This window comes from Neisseria sp. DTU_2021_1001991_1_SI_NGA_ILE_055 (assembly GCF_032342915.1).
Taxonomy (GTDB): domain Bacteria; phylum Pseudomonadota; class Gammaproteobacteria; order Burkholderiales; family Neisseriaceae; genus Neisseria.
In genome coordinates, this window is the sequence record NZ_CP135440.1 from 956,221 (window position 1) to 973,925 (window position 17,705).

A 17,705-nucleotide genomic window follows, 5' to 3' on the forward strand; every position below is an offset into this window, starting at 1 on the left:
TTCCTAAATGTTAGGGAATAACTGCTGCATCAGTCCCTTCTTATGGTCTTTCAGACGGCCTATCTGTTCGTTTTCTTCGTTGATCAGCTTGTCTAGTGATGATAGGCAATCGGCTATGGCTTGTTGTTCTTTTGGATTTTTAGGGAAATAGAATTCTTGCTTCATCCATTCATCTAACTTAAATAGCATTTTTTCGATAACAATCCCACTACTACAATCAAGAAATGATTTCTCAACGATTGGCTGGTGGCAAAAATAATTAAAAAACGTAATATTTACATTTTCTTTGGCATTTAATACTGAATATTCATTTGAAACTATAGAACCATCAAGCTCTTCAGGTAATACCCCACATGCACAATGTACTATTTGGCGTTTTGAAATTAAGAAATCATCTGTAAATACTCTAAATTGTGATTGAACTTTAATTTCTTTGCCTTTTGCAACTTCTCTTAGCGTAATTCCACCGTGGCGTCGTTTAACTGTAACGAGACAATATTCTGTTTCATTTTCAAGTTTAACAGGACGTTTTTTCTCGACTAATAAATCAGAAATACGTACAACCCTCCAACCTTCACAATCTTTAAATTGCGGGAATCTAAGTTTCGGATAAACTATTGCTTGCTTGCTTGCTTGCTTGCTTGCTTGCTTGCTTGCTTGCTTGCTTGCTTGCTTGCTTGCTTGCTTGCTTGCTTGCTTGCTTGCAGGTCATTGTGGCTTGGGAATAACTGCTGCATCAAGCCTTTTTTATGCTGTTTTAAGGCAGCAAGTTTTTGTTCTCTAAAATTAATCAGTTCGTCGATTGATGAAAGGCAGTCGGCGATTTTTTGTTGTTCTTTCGGGCTAGGAAAGGGAAGTTTTATTGATTTTATGATTTCTCCTGAAAGATTTCCTTGCCCTCCTTGAATATAGGTATTAACAATTTTTTCTTGATTATAGGATAAAATGTGATAGAGAAAGGCGTTATTATTTTGGTGCTGCAGGCACAATATTGCTTGATTAATAGCACCATCAATTTTAGACAATGCAACATTTCCGCTGTTTGCTCCATACAAAGCTACTAAAACATCCCCTTTATTTACCATTTTGGCAGATGAGTTGTTCAACCCTTCTTCTGTTAAAAATAATTCAGTTTTTTCAAGTGCAATTTCAGCAGATCGAATAAATGGAATTTTCCCGCCATAAAAATATTTATTGGCAGTATTTGGTGTTCCGCCACTAAATGACTTGCAGGTTTTTGAAACACTGCTTGCCTCCCACCCCAACGTCGTCTGAAACTCGGGAAACCGCATTTTGGGCGTTACTCGTTTTTTGTCGTCTTGCTTATTCATCGTTTGTTTCTATCCTGTATTTATCCGGCTGCCGGAAACAATTGCTGCATCAGACCTTTTTTATGCTGCTTCAAGCCTGCAATCGCCTGTTCTTCCAGTTCTATCAATTCGTCGATGGAAGACAGGCAGTCGGCGATTTTTTGTTGCTCTTCTGGTGATAATATTGGCACTGGCATTGCCATAAAATCATCATTCGTAATATTCATACGATCATGCCTGGCCCCACTATTAGAAACGTGTTGCAGGTATTTATGCCAGCAATTGGTTTTGAAATAGTGCTCATAGAAGTCGTTGTCAGTCTGATGAAATCTAAATACTGTGTATAACGGCGACATTACCCCTTTGGCTATTTTGTTTTTGGAAATCGGTCCTACTGGGGCGGCAGTTGAAATTCTAGGGTTATATACATAATCACCCAGTTCAATAATGTAGTAGCCGTTTAGATTATCTTTATTTGCAATCTCTCTATCAAAATAATCACTTTGATCTACTACACCATCATTCGCAGAGTTAGTAAATACACGAGTGATTTCTCCTGATTTGTTCTTTGATGTAATACGATTCGCTAGCTTACTTAAAGGTTTATTACTCCACCCCAACGTCGTCTGAAACTCCGGAAACCGCAGTTTTGGGGTCACACGTTCTTGTTTATCGTCTTGTTTGTCCATGTTTGTTCTCTTTTGTCTTGTCGGGCTACCTGAAAAAACAGGCAGCCTATTCGTAAGCCTTCAACCCTGAAATCTCTTTGCCTTTTGCCAAACCTTTCAGCAAAGGGACAAGGTCTTCCATCAGGGCAAGCTCTTTCAGACGGCGTTCTTTCCAGCTTAAATCCAGCGGCTCAAGCAGGTCGGTCAGTTTTTCACCGTCGAAAATCATTCTATCCATAATTTCGTTGACAAAAGCGGACAGGGTTGCGCCTGAGATGCCGTGTTTTTCGGAAAGTGCGGTCAGTTTTTTGTCTGTTTTTTCTTGGCGGAATGCCTGATAGCCTGTTTTAACGTCTTGTTCGCTTAGGGCTTCGCCTGCTTTCAGGCTGTCGATATAGGCGATGATGTCGTCTTTTTCGTCCATTAGGTCGCTGCTGGAGGCAATCAGGTCGACCAATTGCTTGCGGCTCATCTGCTGTTTCTTCGGCTTGGATGTGTTTTCAGCAATCAAGCGCATGATATAGTCGTAATCGATGATGGCAGATGAAAAGAGGACAAATTCAAAATCCAATTGTTCGATTTCTTGGGGTAAAACAGTATCTTTCTTACCAGTTTGTTCTTTATAGCGTTGTGCCATATCCAGATATACGCCTTTGAAAGCACGCTGAGTATCGGCGGGTAGAATGGCTTCTATTTCTTGCTTTTGTTCTTCGCTTAAATCGGTGTATTGCCCAAGCTGGGTTTTGTAACGTTGGACTTCTTTAAATAGGTTAAGAAAGCCTGCGCGGGCGTTGTCGCCTTTAAGGTTATAAACCTCGGATGGTTCGCATGCTACGCCTTGCGATGACATGAAGTCTTCAAGTTGAGTCATGGCGTTTTGCAGTTTGGTCATGACGATTTCTGCGGGATCGACTATCCAGATTTCTTTGGCGCGCTCTGCATCCTGCCCTGAAAAGCGTTTGATGGCTTCATCTACCTGCGCCTCTTGTCCTCGAAAATCGAGGATATTGCCGTAGGGCTTACTTGCGTTCAAAACGCGGTTGGTACGGGAAAAGGCTTGGATCAAGCCGTGGTACTTGAGGTTTTTATCGACATAGAGCGTGTTTAGATATTTGCTGTCGAATCCGGTCAACAGCATATCGACGACAATGGTAATGTCGATCTTGTTTTTGTGCGCATAGTCTTTGTCGGGATATTGGTGGTCTTTGATGCGTTTTTGAATATCCTGATAGTACACGTCGAATTCACCAATGCTGTGGTTAGTACTGTATTGACGGTTGTAATCTTCAATAATAGTTTTTAAGGCTGCTTTTTTTCCTTCTGGATCAGTTTGATTATCGAATTTTTCCTGTTGTAAATCTTCCTGCATTTGAACGATGTCGGATTGGTTTTTGTGGTCATCTTTCTGCATTGCCTGTGCAGGCGGCGAGAAAACGCAGGCGATGTTCAACGGCTCAAATTCGGGATTGTCTGCTTGCAACTTGGCTTGGGCAGACTTGAATAAGTTGTAGTATTCGATAGCATCGTTGATGGATGCAGTGGCAAAAATAGCATTAAAACGACGTTCAGCCGTTGCTGCATCGTGTTTACTCAAAATGGAATCAACAATCGCCTGCTTGGTGGTTGAGTGAGCGGCAGAAACAGGTTTATCGCCTTCGGCTTTGTAATAATCAATATGGAATTTCAAGACGTTACCATCATCAATGGCATTGGTGATGGTGTAGGCATGCAGCTGCTGTTCAAAGATGTCTAAGGTCGTCTGAAGTGTAGCATCCGTGCCATCAATACGTTTATAACTGGCATTTTCTTCAAAAATCGGTGTGCCAGTAAAACCAAACAGTTGCGCATTAGGGAAGAAGTTTTTGATCGCCCGATGGTTATCACCGAATTGGCTGCGGTGGCATTCGTCAAAGATAAAGACCATGCGTTTGTCTTTGAGTGTGCTTAATTGGTTGTGGTATTTGCTGTTTTCTTTGAGTGCCAAGCCGAGTTTTTGAATAGTAGTTACGATGACTTTGTCAGCGTAATCATCGGACAGCAGACGGTTTACCAAAGTTTGGGTATTGGTATTTTCTTCAACGCAGCCTTCTTGGAAACGGTTGAATTCCTCACGTGTTTGGCGATCAAGGTCTTTTCTATCTACAACAAACAGGCATTTATCGATGTCAGGATTGTCTTTGAGCAGGGTTGAGGCTTTAAAGGAAGTCAGTGTTTTACCTGAACCGGTAGTGTGCCAGATATAGCCATTACCGCGACTTTGATGAATGCAATCCACAATCGCTTTGACGGCATAAATTTGGTAAGGACGCATCATTAACAATTTTTGCTCACTGGCAACCAATACCATATAACGACTGATCATTCTGCCTAAGGTACATTTTTCTAAGAATTTATCGGCAAAGTCGTAGAGATGGTTGATTTTGTTGTTGGCTTCATCGGCAAAATGGTAAACGGGCAGAAAGCGTTCGTCTGCGGTGAAGCTAAAATGTTTGTTTGAGTTATTAGCAAAATAATAGGTACTACTTTCATTACTGACGATAAAAAGCTGCATAAAACATAAAAGACTGTTCCCGTAACCATTTCCAGTATCGTTCTTGTAGTCGATAATCTGCTCAATGGCTTTTATCGGCGGAATTTGCAGGGTTTTTAGCTCAATTTGTACCAACGGAAGCCCGTTAATTAACAAAATTACGTCGTAACGGTGATGACTAGTATCAGTATTGATGCGCAGTTGACTGATGACTTCGTAGTCGTTCTTACACCAGTCTTTGATATTAACTAGAGTATAGTGAAGTGGAGTCTCATCTTCGCGAATGAAAGTATTGATCTCACGCAGTAGTTTCGCGGCAGAAAATACGTCAGGCTTGATAATTTCCAGTTTTAGGCGCTCAAATTCGCTATCAGTTAAACGGACGCGATTCAACTGCTCGAATTTTTGACGAAAATTTTGTTCGAGTGACTCACGATCGTGAATATCAGGTCGGTGGGTATATTTTAAATCAATGAGTTTTTGAATAAATTTTTGCTCTATTTTTCTTTCAGTTAAAATCATAATAATTTCTATTTAAAATTATGATTAAAAACACTTATTTTTTAATAAGTGTTTTTAATACTCAGTAGTCAACAAAACTACCTTACTCTATGTTTTTAAGCCTTAAAGGGTGATATCGTAGCCGCCGTCTTCTACGGCATCAATCAGCGCGTCGGCATCTGTTTTGCTTTCATCGAAAGTAATCACTGCATTTTTGTTTTCCAGGCTGACTTCTGCTTTTTCCACGCCTTCTACGCCTTCCAAAAGACGGGTTACGCTTTTCACGCAGCCGCCGCAAGTCATGCCGTCGATGTTGAGGGTAACTGTTTGCATTTGTATTTCCTTTCGTTCAAACAAAGATAATTGCCAAACACTTTACTCCTTACGCCAACGACTTGCAAATTCTTCATTAAGGCCGTCTGAAAAATGCAGATAGGCGTACAATAATGCCCTTTGCTTCATCAAACGGACATAATAATGACTTCAACATTCAAACAATGGGTTAGCGTATGCGCGCTGGCGGTGGGGGCGTTTATTTTCAATACCACCGAATATATTCCGATTGCGCTTTTGAGTGACATCGGTCAAAGCTTTGGCAAACCGGCAACGGAAGTGGGCATGATGATTACGGTGTATGCGTGGATTGTTGCGCTCCTATCGCTGCCGCTGATGCTGATGACGAAAAACATCGAACGGCGCAAATTATTGCTGATGCTGTTTGCACTGTTTGCGCTGTTTCACGCGCTGTCGTTCTTTTCTTGGAACTTCAACATCCTCTTGGTCAGCCGTATCGGGATTGCGCTGACACACGCGGTATTTTGGTCGATTACGGCTTCTTTGGCGGTACGGCTTGCGCCCACCGGCAAAACCAATCAGGCTTTGGGCTTGCTCAGTACGGGTACGGTTTTGGCTATGGTTTTGGGCATTCCGCTGGGGCGCGTGGTCGGGCAATACTTCGGCTGGCAGCTCAGCTTCCTGCTGATCGGGGTCTGTGCTGCCGGCGTAATGCTGGTGTTGGCCAAAAACCTACCTGCTTTACCCAGCCAAAATACCGGCTCTTTAAGCAGTCTGCCGAGTTTGTTCAAACGCCGCAACCTGATGTTGCTTTATGCCATGACGGTGTTGATTATTACAGCCCATTTCACGGCATACAGCTATATCGAGCCTTTTGTGTTGCAAGTTGGCGGATTTAAGGCAGAACAAGTTACCATCGTTTTGAGCCTGTACGGTTTGGCAGGCTTCGCCGCTTCTTATCTGTTTGGCAAATGGTTTGCCAAATCGCAACGTTTGTTTATGCTCGGCGCAGTGGCAGTCATCCTGCTCTCCGCCCTGCTGCTTCTGCCGTTTGCCTCTTTCCCTTATGCGGTGTACGCGCTGGTGTTTATTTGGGGCGTGGCCATCGTCATTGTCAGCTTGGGCATGGTCTCCAAAGTATTGACGTTTGCTTCCGATGCGACAGATGTGGCCAACTCGATTTATTCAGGTTTGTACAATGTCGGTATCGGCGGCGGTGCGCTTTTGGGACATTATGTAACCGTCTGGTTCGGTCTTTCCAATATCGGCATTGCCGGAGCCTTGCTGGCGGCGGCAGGTCTGGCCGTTTGCGGCTTGTTGTTTAAGGAACAAGACAATCTGACGTAAAAGGTTTAAATCCATATAAATCAGGATGGTATTACTGACTCTACCGTAATTTTGGCAATTTTACCGATTTGTCCTGATTCTTATTAGCTCACGATGGGTCTTCATTTCGCCGGATAAGCAGTTTTCTTGCTGCTTATCCGGTTTTCATTTCATTTTTAAAAAATAATTTACAATTTGTTTACACTACATCAAATTACAAATATACTGTCGCCTATTAGGCCGTCTGAACGTACGGCTGAAAAGAAAAACCAATCATGTTTCAGAGGAATACATCATGGACTTAAACGCCAAGGATAAAACTCAGCATCCTGAGAACGTTGAGCTTCTCAGTGCGCAGAAGCCGATTACCGACTTTAAAGGACTGCTGACGACCATTATCTCTGCTGTTGTCTGCTTCGGCATTTATTACATCCTTCCCTACAGCACCGATGCCAACAAAGGTATTGCGCTGTTGATTTTCGTTGCGGCACTTTGGTTTACCGAAGCCGTACACATCACGGTAACCGCATTGATGGTGCCGATTCTCGCCGTCGTACTCGGCTTCCCCGACATGGACATCAAAAAAGCGATGGCGGGCTTTGCCGATCCGACGATTTACATCTTCTTCGGCGGCTTCGCGCTTGCCACCGCCCTGCACATGCAGCGCCTCGACCGTAAAATCGCTGTCAGCCTGTTGCGCCTGTCGCGCGGCAATATGAAAGTGGCCGTGTTGATGCTGTTTGCCGTTACCGCCTTCCTGTCCATGTGGATCAGCAATACCGCGACCGCCGCCATGATGCTGCCTTTGGCAATGGGTATGATGAGCCACCTCGACCAAGAAAAAGAACGCAAAACCTACGTTTTCGTCCTGCTCGGCATCGCCTACTGCGCCAGTATCGGCGGCTTGGGTACCGTGGTCGGTTCGCCGCCAAACATGATTGCCGCCAAAGCGCTGAACTTGGACTTCGTCGGCTGGATGAAGCTCGGCCTGCCGATGATGCTGTTGATCCTGCCACTGATGCTGTTCTCCATGTATGTAATCCTCAAACCTAATTTGAATGAGCGCGTGGAAGTTAAAGAGGAATCTATCCCTTGGACGCTGCACCGCGTGATCGCATTGTTGATTTTCTTGGCTGCCGCCGTTGCTTGGGTATTCAGCTCCAAAATCAAAGCAACATTCGGTATTTCCAACCCAGACACCGTCATCGCCCTGATTGCCGCTGTTGCCGTCGTCGTATTCGGCGTGGCGCAATGGAAAGAAGTTGCGCGCAATACCGACTGGGGTGTATTGATGCTCTTCGGCGGCGGTATCAGCTTGAGCGCGTTGCTGCAATCTTCCGGCGCGTCCGAAGCATTGGGTCAACAGGTTGCCTCCACCTTCTCCCATTCTCCTGCATTGCTGGTGATTTTCGTGGTTGCCGCCTTCATCATCTTCCTGACCGAGTTCACCAGTAACACGGCTTCCGCCGCGCTGCTCGTGCCTATTTTCGCCAGCATCGCCACACAAATGGGGCTGCCCGAACAAGTCTTGGTATTCGTTATCGGCATCGGCGCATCTTGCGCGTTCATGCTGCCGGTTGCTACGCCGCCTAACGCGATTGTGTTCGGTACGGGCTTGATTAAACAACGCGAAATGATGAACGTCGGCTTATTGCTGAACGTCCTCTGTATCGTATTGGTTGCGCTGTGGGCTTATTTCGTCCTGATGCCGTAAACCCGTAAACATAGTCCAGGCCGTCTGAAAGAATATTTTTCAGACGGCCTTGAAGTTTGTCGTTCAGACACAATTTAACGAATGATTAAAACCGGATTCTAACGAAAGGAAACCCATGATTATCCTGCACACCAACAAAGGCGACATCAAAATCGAACTTGATTTCGACAAAGCCCCCGTTACAGCTAAAAACTTCGAGCAATACGTTAAAGACGGCTTCTACGACGGCGTAATCTTCCACCGCGTCATCAAAGGCTTCATGATTCAAGGCGGCGGCATGGATGAAAACATGAACGAAAAAGAAACCCGCGATCCGATTCAAAACGAAGCGTCCAACGGTTTGCCTAACGAAAAATACACCATCGCCATGGCGCGTACTTCCGATCCGCACTCTGCCAGCGCGCAATTTTTCATCAACACTGCCGACAACGCTTTCCTGAACTTCCGTTCTAAAGAGCTGTACGGCAAAACCGTCGTCCAAGACTGGGGCTATGCCGTATTCGGCAAAGTCGTTGACGGTTTTGACGTTGTCGATGCTATCGAAGGCGTTTCTACCAAACGTCACGGCTACCACGACGACGTACCGAGCGAACCTGTCATCATCACCAAAGCCGAAGTGGTTTAATTGATTTGATTTCACATAAAAACAGCCTGTCCGAATTCAAAACGGACAGGCTGTTTTTCAATCATTAATGACGATACCTTCACACATCATAAGTACCGACCACACATGCCGAATCCAAAACATGACCCTGCATGGCAAAATGCAGCTCATTAAAGCGGAAACCGCGCGGCAAATCCAAAACGGTATCCAGCGCGTACACAATCAGCTCGTAACGATGGCGGTTGTTCGGTGGCGCCATACCGCCATAAAACGAAGCCTCTTCGATTTCAAATTTACCCAACGCGCTCGCCCAAGTATTCGCGCCTTGCGTGAAATCCGTTGCAGAAATGCTTTCATTTTCTTCCACGGAAGTACGTTTCAAATCCGAAATCAACCAATGCGTCCATACGAAGCCCGATGCTGAAATGGCATCTTTGTCTTCCAACACCACGGCAAACGATTTTGTTCCCTCCGGCGCATCTTCGATCTCAAAAGGAATCGAATAAGTAGGCATACCGTTCGGGCTGAACTGGCTGCCGCGCTTGCCGTATTTGTCTTCAAATTCACCGTTGACAATAGCTTTACTGCTGACTTTCATCTTATATCTCCCAATAGTAGGTTGGCTCATTCTAACAAACCCCAAGGCCGTCTGAAAGATACTGCCGTTTTCACTTTCCCGATATCGCATTTTCAGACGGCCTCAAGCAATATTCACAATTCGATCAAACACATTTGACATTCCATAGTATAATCCGCCGCATGAAAACTATACAGGATACGCATTATGGATTGGAAAGGCCGTGAACAAAGCCAAAACGTCGAAGACCGCCGCGGAAGCCGTGGCGGCGGCGGTGGCGGCAAAACGCCGGGCATACTCGGCATTATCGTGGTTTTGGTCGGCGCATATTACGGCGTGGATTTGAGCGGTTTGGTCGGCGGCTCATCTTCGATGGGTATCCCTACCCAGCAAGCCTCCCGACTCGACAGCCAACAAGAAGCTGAATTGAACGAACTGTCCCGCGTCGTCCTTGCCGATACGGAAAAAGCATGGAGCAAATATTTCCAACAACACGGCCAACGCTACACGCCGACAACCATGGTGTTATATGAAGGCGGTACGTCCACCGCCTGCGGTACGGGCCAATCTGCCATGGGCCCGTTTTACTGTCCAGGCGACCAAAAAGTTTATTTGGACTTGAGCTTCTACGAAGACATGCGCACCAAGCTCGAATCGGCCAGCGATGCCGCGTTTGCCTACGTTATTGCCCATGAAGTCGGCCATCACGTTCAAAACCTGCTCGGCATTCTGCCTAAAGTCCACAAAATGCAACAGCAAGTCGGCAAAAAAGAGGCCAATGCCCTTTCTGTTAAACTCGAATTGCAGGCCGACTGTTTCGCCGGCATTTGGGGACACTACGCCGTCAATAACAATATCTTCAAAGCCGAAGACATTCAAAAAGCCATGCTGGCCGCCGAATCCGTTGGCGACGACCGCTTGCAGAAACAGGCTCAGGGCTATGTCGTTCCCGACAGCTTTACCCATGGCTCGTCCGAAGCACGTATGACTTGGCTCAAGCGCGGTTTGGAAAGCGGCGACATCAACCAGTGCAACACTTTTAACAATTGATTCGTCCAAGCAACACTGTTCTTTGATGTAACGATAAAAGGCCGTCTGAATTCTTCAGACGGCCTTTTAGCCGTGTTAGAATAAGCCTCATTATTTCCCCTTAAATTTAAAGGAAATCCACATGGCAAATATCGCCCGCAACATTTTCAAAGCCTACGACATCCGAGGCATCGTCGGCAAAACCCTGACCGACGAAGCTGCCTATTTAATCGGCAAAGCCATTGCCACCAAAGCCTCCGAAAAAGGCATTACCCGTATCGCACTCGGCCGCGACGGACGTTTGAGCGGTCCCGGCCTGATGGCGCAGATTCAACGCGGTTTCACAGATAGCGGCATCGACGTCCTCAACGTCGGCATGGTTGCTACCCCTATGCTCTACTTCGCGGCCATCAACGAATGCGGCGGCAGCGGTGTGATGATTACCGGCAGCCACAATCCGCCTGATTACAACGGTTTCAAAATGATGCTCGGCGGCGACACGCTCGCAGGCGAAGCCATTCAAGAACTTTTAGCCATTGTTGAAAAAGACGGTTTTGTTGCCGCCGACAAACAAGGCAGCGTAACCGAAAAAGACATCTCCGGCGAATACCACAACAATATCGTCGGCCACATCAAGCTCAAACGCCCGATGAAAATCGCCATCGATGCAGGCAACGGTGTCGGCGGCGCATTCGCGGGCAAACTCTACAAAGGCTTGGGCAACGAAGTAACCGAACTTTTCTGCGAAGTGGACGGCAATTTCCCTAATCACCACCCCGACCCTTCCAAACCGAAAAACCTGCAAGACCTCATTGTCGAGCTCAAAAACGGCGATGCCGAAATCGGCTTGGCATTTGATGGCGATGCCGACCGCTTGGGCGTGGTTACCAAAGACGGCAACATCATCTATCCGGACCGCCAACTGATGCTTTTCGCGCAAGACGTATTAAGCCGCAATCCCAAAGCCAAAGTGATTTTCGACGTCAAATCCACCCGCCTGCTCGCGCCTTGGATTAAAGAACACGGCGGTGATCCTGTCATGGAGAAAACCGGCCACAGCTTCATCAAATCCACCATGAAAAAAACCGGCGCACTGGTTGCCGGCGAAATGAGCGGACACATCTTCTTTAAAGAACGCTGGTTCGGCTTCGACGACGGTATGTATGCCGGCGCACGCCTCTTGGAAATCCTGTCTGCCTTCGACAATCCGTCCGAAGTATTGAACAAGCTGCCGCAAAGCATTTCCACTCCTGAACTCAACATCGACCTGCCGGAAGGCAGCAACGGCCATCAGGTTATCGACGAACTCGCCGCCAAAGCCAAATTCGAAGGCGCGACCGAAATCATCACCATCGACGGCCTGCGCGTTGAATTCCCCGACGGCTTCGGCCTGATGCGTGCTTCCAATACCACACCGATTTTGGTGTTGCGTTTTGAAGCGGATACGCAAGAAGCGATTGAGCGTATTCAAAACCAATTCAAAGCAGTCATTGAAAGCAATCCGGCATTGAAATGGCCGCTGTAAGGGTTTAGGCTAAAACAAAAGGCCGTCTGAAAATCATTTCAGACGGCCTTTAATATTAAACATTGATTATTTAAAATTTGGAAACCAAGAATATCCCGGCTTGGTTATCCGACTTGCGCCAACTGTTGGCGCATTTCATCGATAACGGCTTTGTAATCCGGTTTGCCAAAAATCGCCGAACCAGCCACAAATGTATCCGCACCTGCCGCCGCAATTTCAGCAATATTGTCTGTCTTCACGCCGCCATCGACTTCCAATGCGATACGGCGGCCGCTTTGCCGTTCATACTCGTCCAACATCTCGCGCACTTTGCGGATTTTCACCAGTGTATTCGGGATAAAGCTTTGTCCGCCGAAGCCCGGGTTGACCGACATCAGCAACACCATATCCAGTTTGTCCAAAACGTTTTCCAGAATATTGACCGGCGTGGCAGGATTCAATACCAAGCCTGCCTGACAGCCGTATTCTTTAATCAAACCCAAGCTGCGGTCGATGTGGCGGCTGGCTTCCGGATGAAAAGTAATGATATTGGCACCGGCTTTGGCAAACGCATGAATCAAATCATCCACCGGCTCAACCATCAAATGCACATCGACCGGCACGGTTGCATATGGTTTCAAAGCTGCGCAAACCATAGGGCCGAAAGTCAGATTCGGCACATAATGATTGTCCATCACGTCAAAATGAATCAAATCCGCACCAGCGCGGATAACTTCGGCAACCTCTTCGCCCAGGCGGGCAAAATCGGCAGACAAAATACTGGGGGCAATACGGTAGTCGGTCATGTTTATTCTCCTAAAGTGTGTTCCTTTATCATTATCGCATTTTTAACCCTATGTTGTATGCCGCCGACAACGTCTCTGCCGTCATTTTTATGAATTTACATTTCATATACATTAATGAAACTTATAATCACATAGTAAGGCTTTGAAAATAAATTATTAGATTACATACACATTCAAAAAAATCTAACATCATTAACAAAAGTTAACTGCATTGATACTGCCTTTCACACGCTTATCGGTTATATTTCCAAACCTGATGAAACATTAGGAAAACACCGTGTCTGTTGCACTTTCCCGCTATCCGACTTTTATTTTCTTAGCACTCGCCCTACTCTGTTCCAGTCTGCCTGCACACGCCGGTCCGTTTCTGGCCACTTTGGACGACTTCCACCCAAATTGCGACATCCGACAGCTCAATTTATCCGCCGACCAACACGCTGCACTGCGCCGCCTGCGTACCGACTTCAAACAAATCAACGATAAAGCCTACCGCAAAACCGTACGCTCCGACCGCAACCGCCGTCAAACCATCATCAAAATCCTCTCCGGCGACTCATTCGACTCAAACGCCGCCCGCGACTATGTTGAAAGCCGCTACCTCTCCAGCATGGACTATGCAGTGGATGAAATGGAAATCCAATACCGCCTCTATCATCTGCTCAATCCGCGCCAACGCCAACAATGGTTGTCTTCATGCTTGCGCTGATGGATAAATAAAAATACAAAAGGCCGTCTGAAACCATATTCAGACGGCCTTTACTTTTTCAGCCTTAATCCAACACTCTTTCTTCCGGCAAGCGTCCTGCCCAGTCGCAGGCAAACTGCCATGCCGAGCGGCCTGAACGGCTGCCGCGCATTTGCGCCCATTGCAACGCGGCTTGGCGCGAGGTATCGTCAAAAGGCACATTAAAATCGTCCAACCAGTTGGCTACGGCGGTCAAATAATCGTTTTGATCGAAAGGATAAAAACTCAGCCATAAGCCGAAGCGGTCGGAAAGGGAGATTTTCTCCTCGATGGCTTCCTTCTGATGGATTTCGCCGCGAGTGCCCGTAGTACCGCCGTTTTCATCCATGTATTCGGGAATTAAATGACGGCGGTTGGAAGTGGCATAAACCAAAACATTGGTGCAACGTTGCGACAGTCCGCCATCCAAAGCGGTTTTCAAGGCTTTATAGGTTTCATCGCCGGTTTCAAACGACAAATCATCGCAGAAGACGATAAATTTCTCAGGACGTTCGGACAACAGCGTCAACAAAGCCGGCAAGCTGATTAAATCGCTTTTATCCACCTCAATCAGTCGCAGGCCGCGCTCGGCGTATTCGTGCAACAATGCTTTCACCAAGGAAGATTTGCCCGTACCGCGCGCGCCGGTCATCAAGACATTATTTGCCGGACGGCCTGCCAAAAATTGCTCGGTATTGCGTTTCAGCCTATCGGTTTGCGAACCGACTGCCGCCAATCTGCTCAAAGGAAACGTATGCGGACGCGGCAGGCTTTCCAAAATACCTTTTTTGCCCACGCTGTGCCAACGGTAGGCCAAAGCGCGCCAGTCGGTTTTACCGGCTTCGTCAGGCAGGATTAAATCCAGACGGTTTAAAACGGAATTCGCTTTTTTCAAAAAATTGGATAATTTCATTTCGGCTTTCTTTTTTCAGACGGCCTTTTGAGCCAATACACGCATAACGGTATCGACAACGGCTTGGGTTTGCGGATCGATTTCAATATTGATGAGGTTGCCTTCTTTGCGGCTGCCAAACAGGGTACGCTCCAAAGTCTCCGGAATCAGGTGTACGCAAAATTCGCTGTCGCTGACTTCGCCTATGGTCAGGCTGCAACCGTCCAAACCGACAAAGCCTTTGGTCAGGATGTAGGGTTTGAGGTTTTCCGGCAGCTCAAACCAAACTGTACGGTTGAACTCGCTGGATTGAATTCGGGAAATTCGGGTAACCGCCATCACATGGCCGCTCATCACATGGCCGCCGATTTCATCGCCAAACCGCGCCGCGCGTTCCAAATTGACACTGTCGCCGACTTTCAAGCTGCCGAGATTGGTTTTGCGTAAGGTCTCGTCCATCAAATCAAAGCTGACTTTGTTGCCGTCGATTCGGGTAATGGTCAGGCAGCAGCCGTTGTTGGCGACAGAGGCGCCGGTTTGCAGATTGTCGGCGATTTCGGGGGGCAGCTCGACTGTGTGAGTACGAAAGTCGGGCGAAGGTTGGGCGATGTCTGTAATTTTGCCCATGCCTTGTACGATGCCTGTAAACATAATGTCTTCTTTCCGATGGTACGATAAGGCGGATATTGTAGCATTTTCCAGGCACAAAGGCCGTCTGAAAGCGGTGATGGCGATGGTTTGGGGTATAATCGGATTTTTATTTCCGCAGCCCGATCATGCTCAGCTACCGCCACGCCTTCCATGCCGGCAACCATGCCGATATGCTCAAGCACTTTACCCTTTTCCTCGTCCTCGAATATTTCAACCGCAAAGACAAGCCTTATTGGTATATCGATACGCACAGTGGTGCCGGTTTGTATGATTTGAGCGGTGATGAAGCGCAAAAAGTCGGCGAATACAAACAAGGCATTGCGCTCTTGGAACAAGCTGACAAGCTACCTGCCGAATTGGCCGAATTTGTAGGCCGTCTGAAACAAATACTGCCGCAAGACAACCTTTACTGCGGCTCGCCTTGGCTGGCACAGGCGCTCACGCGCGACAGCGACAAAATGCGCCTCTTTGAGCTGCACCCTGCCGATTTTGTCCATTTGCAAAACAATATGCGCGAAGTCCGTCCGACGCGCAAAGTACAGGTCAGCCAAGCGGACGGTTATCAAGGCCTGATTTCACTCTTGCCTCCTCCGCCCCGCCGCGCCGCCGTCTTGATTGATCCGCCCTACGAAGAAAAACAAGACTACCGCCGCGTCGTCCAAGTTTTGAAAGATGCTTTAAAACGCTTTGAAACCGGCTGCTACATGGTTTGGTATCCCTGCTTGAGCCGCGAAGAAAGCCGCAAACTGCCGGACGAACTCAAAAAAATCGCTCCCAACAATTATCTGCACGCCGAGCTTCATGTCCATACGCCGCGCAGCGACGGCTTCGGCATGCACGGCAGCGGCATGTTCGTCATCAATCCGCCCTATATGCTTGCCGAACAATTACAAAACAATCTGCCCGAGCTTTCCAAAATTTTGGCGCAAGATACCGGCGCGCATTATGTATTGGAAAGCAAAACGAAATAAACGCTGCCGTCTGAACGTATACCAAGCGCTTCGATTTTGTCGCCATACCTGTTCAGACGGCCTTAACCCTTTATACTTAAGCCTTTTTCCACTACAATTCACAACATAAAAATTAACGGCCGTCCACTCATGAATATACGCACACCCCTAGCCTGCACACTCCTGCTTTGCGCGTGCAGCGAATCAGTAAAAAACGAATTTAAAGAAGAATTTACCCAAAGTTTCCGCACCGAATTTGTCCGCTCGGCAACCGAAGCCTGCGTAGAAAAAGCCTCCGGAAAAAGCCCGTTTGATTCCGCGACCACTGAAAAAATCTGCCGCTGTATCGGCGAAAAAACAGTTGATAAAATCAGCCCCGAAGAAGCAACCTCGCTTTTGGGCGGCAGCAATACCATGAGTGACGAGCTGAAAAAACGCATCAAAGACACCAGCATCGCCTGCACTAAAGAAGTTTTAGGTATGGCCGAGAGCAAAACCAAATGAACACGCCGTTTTCAGACGGCCTGAAATTGAAAAATATTCGATTCAAACTTAGGAAAAGAGTGAAACCATGAAGACATTGAACCAATTTTTAGCCCAACACCTGCCCGAACACAAACTGCCGCAAGAGCTGGCCGGCGTACTGGAGTCCGTAGCCGCCGCCTGTTTAGACATTAATGCCAAAGTCCGCCTCGGCGCGCTTTCCGGCGTTTTGGGCATGGCAGGTACCGGCAACATCCAAGGCGAAGACCAAAAGAAACTTGACGTCATCGCCAACAACATCATGATTGATGTTTTAAAAGCCAATGCCAACATCGCAGGCCTCGCCAGCGAAGAAGAAGACACCTATGTCGCCACGCACGAAAACGGCAGTTATTTGGTATTGTTTGACCCGTTGGACGGCTCTTCCAATATCGACGTCAACATCTCCGTTGGCACTATTTTCTCCGTCTTGGCCAAACCTGAAGGCGCATTGACTACCGAATCCTTCCTGCAAAAAGGCCGCGACCAAGTGGCCGCAGGTTATGTTTTATACGGTCCGCAAACCCAACTGGTACTGACTGTCGGTCATGGCGTATTCGTCTTCACTCTGGACGATGCCAACCAATTCCTGCTGACTAAAGAAAATCCGCGCGTTCCAGAATCCACTAAAGAATTCGCCATCAATATGTCCAACCAAAGACATTGGTTCGCCCCTGTTCAACAATACATTGACGAATTGCTGGCAGGCGAAACCGGCGTACGCGGCAAAAACTACAATATGCGCTGGGTAGCCAGCATGGTTGCCGAAATCCACCGCATCCTGATGCGCGGCGGCGTATTCATGTATCCGCAAGACAAACGCGACCCATCCAAACCGGGCAAACTTCGCCTGATGTACGAAGCCAACCCGATGAGCCTGATTATGGAACAGGCCGGCGGCGCATCAAACAACGCCATCGAAGCCATGCTCGACATCCAACCTACCGGCCTGCACCAACGTGTTGCCGTATTCATGGGCAGCCGCGAAGAAGTCGAATACGTTTACAATCTGCATCAAAAATAATCAGATGTATTGATTTCAAACCAAAAAAGGCCGTCTGAAATATGATTTTCAGACGGCCTTTGGTTAAAAAATAAAAGAA

At 47.2% G+C, this 17,705-nt stretch carries 18 protein-coding genes; 9 read left to right on the forward strand and 9 right to left on the reverse strand.

Annotated features, from left to right (window positions below; translation table 11 throughout):
- Window positions 1-3: 3 nt before the first annotated feature.
- The 5 genes from RRV97_RS04420 to RRV97_RS04440 form a co-directional block, all read right to left on the reverse strand.
- Complete coding sequence (locus RRV97_RS04420) at window positions 4-618, reverse strand: restriction endonuclease subunit S (RefSeq protein ID WP_315612230.1); 615 nt, start codon at window positions 616-618, stop codon at window positions 4-6.
- The gene (locus RRV97_RS04425) at window positions 615-1,331 is read right to left on the reverse strand and encodes a restriction endonuclease subunit S (protein ID WP_315612097.1); all 717 of its coding nucleotides are present in this window, start codon (window positions 1,329-1,331) and stop codon (window positions 615-617) included. Before RRV97_RS04425 ends, RRV97_RS04420 begins: the two co-directional genes overlap by 4 nt.
- Window positions 1,332-1,351: 20 nt before the next feature.
- Window positions 1,352-1,999 carry a restriction endonuclease subunit S gene (locus RRV97_RS04430; RefSeq protein WP_315612098.1) on the reverse strand — a complete coding sequence of 216 codons (648 nt, stop codon included), beginning with the start codon at window positions 1,997-1,999 and terminating at the stop codon, window positions 1,352-1,354.
- 46 nt (window positions 2,000-2,045) lie between these two features.
- Window positions 2,046-5,030, reverse strand: a complete 2,985-nt coding sequence (locus tag RRV97_RS04435; protein ID WP_315612099.1) for a type I restriction endonuclease subunit R — start codon at window positions 5,028-5,030, stop codon at window positions 2,046-2,048.
- A gap of 102 nt (window positions 5,031-5,132) precedes the next feature.
- Window positions 5,133-5,342, reverse strand: coding sequence for a heavy-metal-associated domain-containing protein (locus RRV97_RS04440; RefSeq protein ID WP_315612100.1), 210 nt, complete (start codon window positions 5,340-5,342; stop codon window positions 5,133-5,135).
- Between the two features lie 144 nt (window positions 5,343-5,486).
- Here RRV97_RS04440 and RRV97_RS04445 point away from each other — a divergent pair, with 144 nt between their 5' ends.
- From RRV97_RS04445 to RRV97_RS04455, 3 genes are all read left to right on the forward strand, one after another.
- Window positions 5,487-6,650 carry a sugar transporter gene (locus RRV97_RS04445; RefSeq protein WP_315612101.1) on the forward strand — a complete coding sequence of 388 codons (1,164 nt, stop codon included), beginning with the start codon at window positions 5,487-5,489 and terminating at the stop codon, window positions 6,648-6,650.
- A gap of 274 nt (window positions 6,651-6,924) precedes the next feature.
- A complete protein-coding gene (locus RRV97_RS04450) occupies window positions 6,925-8,343 on the forward strand; it encodes an SLC13 family permease (RefSeq protein ID WP_315612102.1) in 1,419 nt (472 codons plus the stop codon).
- 115 nt (window positions 8,344-8,458) lie between these two features.
- Complete coding sequence (locus RRV97_RS04455) at window positions 8,459-8,968, forward strand: peptidylprolyl isomerase (protein ID WP_004519830.1); 510 nt, start codon at window positions 8,459-8,461, stop codon at window positions 8,966-8,968.
- Between the two features lie 79 nt (window positions 8,969-9,047).
- On the opposite strand, the gene RRV97_RS04460 is transcribed toward RRV97_RS04455, so the two are convergent.
- Window positions 9,048-9,545 carry a YbhB/YbcL family Raf kinase inhibitor-like protein gene (locus RRV97_RS04460; protein ID WP_070460894.1) on the reverse strand — a complete coding sequence of 166 codons (498 nt, stop codon included), beginning with the start codon at window positions 9,543-9,545 and terminating at the stop codon, window positions 9,048-9,050.
- A gap of 186 nt (window positions 9,546-9,731) precedes the next feature.
- Here RRV97_RS04460 and RRV97_RS04465 point away from each other — a divergent pair, with 186 nt between their 5' ends.
- Both RRV97_RS04465 and RRV97_RS04470 read left to right on the forward strand, forming a co-directional pair.
- Window positions 9,732-10,574 carry a neutral zinc metallopeptidase gene (locus tag RRV97_RS04465; protein ID WP_315115253.1) on the forward strand — a complete coding sequence of 281 codons (843 nt, stop codon included), beginning with the start codon at window positions 9,732-9,734 and terminating at the stop codon, window positions 10,572-10,574.
- 121 nt (window positions 10,575-10,695) lie between these two features.
- A complete protein-coding gene (locus tag RRV97_RS04470) occupies window positions 10,696-12,078 on the forward strand; it encodes a phosphomannomutase/phosphoglucomutase (RefSeq protein ID WP_315612103.1) in 1,383 nt (460 codons plus the stop codon).
- Window positions 12,079-12,182: 104 nt separating this feature from the next.
- Here RRV97_RS04470 and rpe read toward each other — a convergent pair whose 3' ends face one another.
- Window positions 12,183-12,863, reverse strand: coding sequence for a ribulose-phosphate 3-epimerase (gene rpe / locus RRV97_RS04475; RefSeq protein ID WP_315612104.1), 681 nt, complete (start codon window positions 12,861-12,863; stop codon window positions 12,183-12,185).
- A 277-nt stretch (window positions 12,864-13,140) separates the two neighbouring features.
- On the opposite strand from rpe, the gene RRV97_RS04480 reads away from it, so the two are divergent.
- Window positions 13,141-13,569, forward strand: a complete 429-nt coding sequence (locus RRV97_RS04480) for a Spy/CpxP family protein refolding chaperone (protein WP_070837665.1) — start codon at window positions 13,141-13,143, stop codon at window positions 13,567-13,569.
- Between the two features lie 64 nt (window positions 13,570-13,633).
- On the opposite strand, the gene RRV97_RS04485 is transcribed toward RRV97_RS04480, so the two are convergent.
- The gene (locus RRV97_RS04485; RefSeq protein ID WP_315612105.1) at window positions 13,634-14,500 is read right to left on the reverse strand and encodes an ATP-binding protein; all 867 of its coding nucleotides are present in this window, start codon (window positions 14,498-14,500) and stop codon (window positions 13,634-13,636) included.
- Between the two features lie 15 nt (window positions 14,501-14,515).
- Entirely contained in the window at window positions 14,516-15,130 is a 615-nt protein-coding gene (locus RRV97_RS04490) for a riboflavin synthase subunit alpha (RefSeq protein WP_315612106.1), read from the reverse strand.
- 125 nt (window positions 15,131-15,255) lie between these two features.
- Between RRV97_RS04490 and RRV97_RS04495 the strand changes: the two genes are divergently transcribed.
- The 3 genes from RRV97_RS04495 (at window position 15,256) to RRV97_RS04505 (ending at window position 17,626) form a co-directional block, all read left to right on the forward strand.
- Window positions 15,256-16,101: a 23S rRNA (adenine(2030)-N(6))-methyltransferase RlmJ gene (locus RRV97_RS04495; RefSeq protein ID WP_315612107.1), complete on the forward strand. Its 846-nt coding sequence runs from the start codon at window positions 15,256-15,258 to the stop codon at window positions 16,099-16,101.
- 129 nt (window positions 16,102-16,230) lie between these two features.
- A complete protein-coding gene (locus RRV97_RS04500) occupies window positions 16,231-16,584 on the forward strand; it encodes a hypothetical protein (protein ID WP_036490569.1) in 354 nt (117 codons plus the stop codon).
- A 67-nt stretch (window positions 16,585-16,651) separates the two neighbouring features.
- Complete coding sequence (locus RRV97_RS04505) at window positions 16,652-17,626, forward strand: class 1 fructose-bisphosphatase (protein WP_315612109.1); 975 nt, start codon at window positions 16,652-16,654, stop codon at window positions 17,624-17,626.
- The last annotated feature ends 79 nt before the right edge of the window (window positions 17,627-17,705 follow it).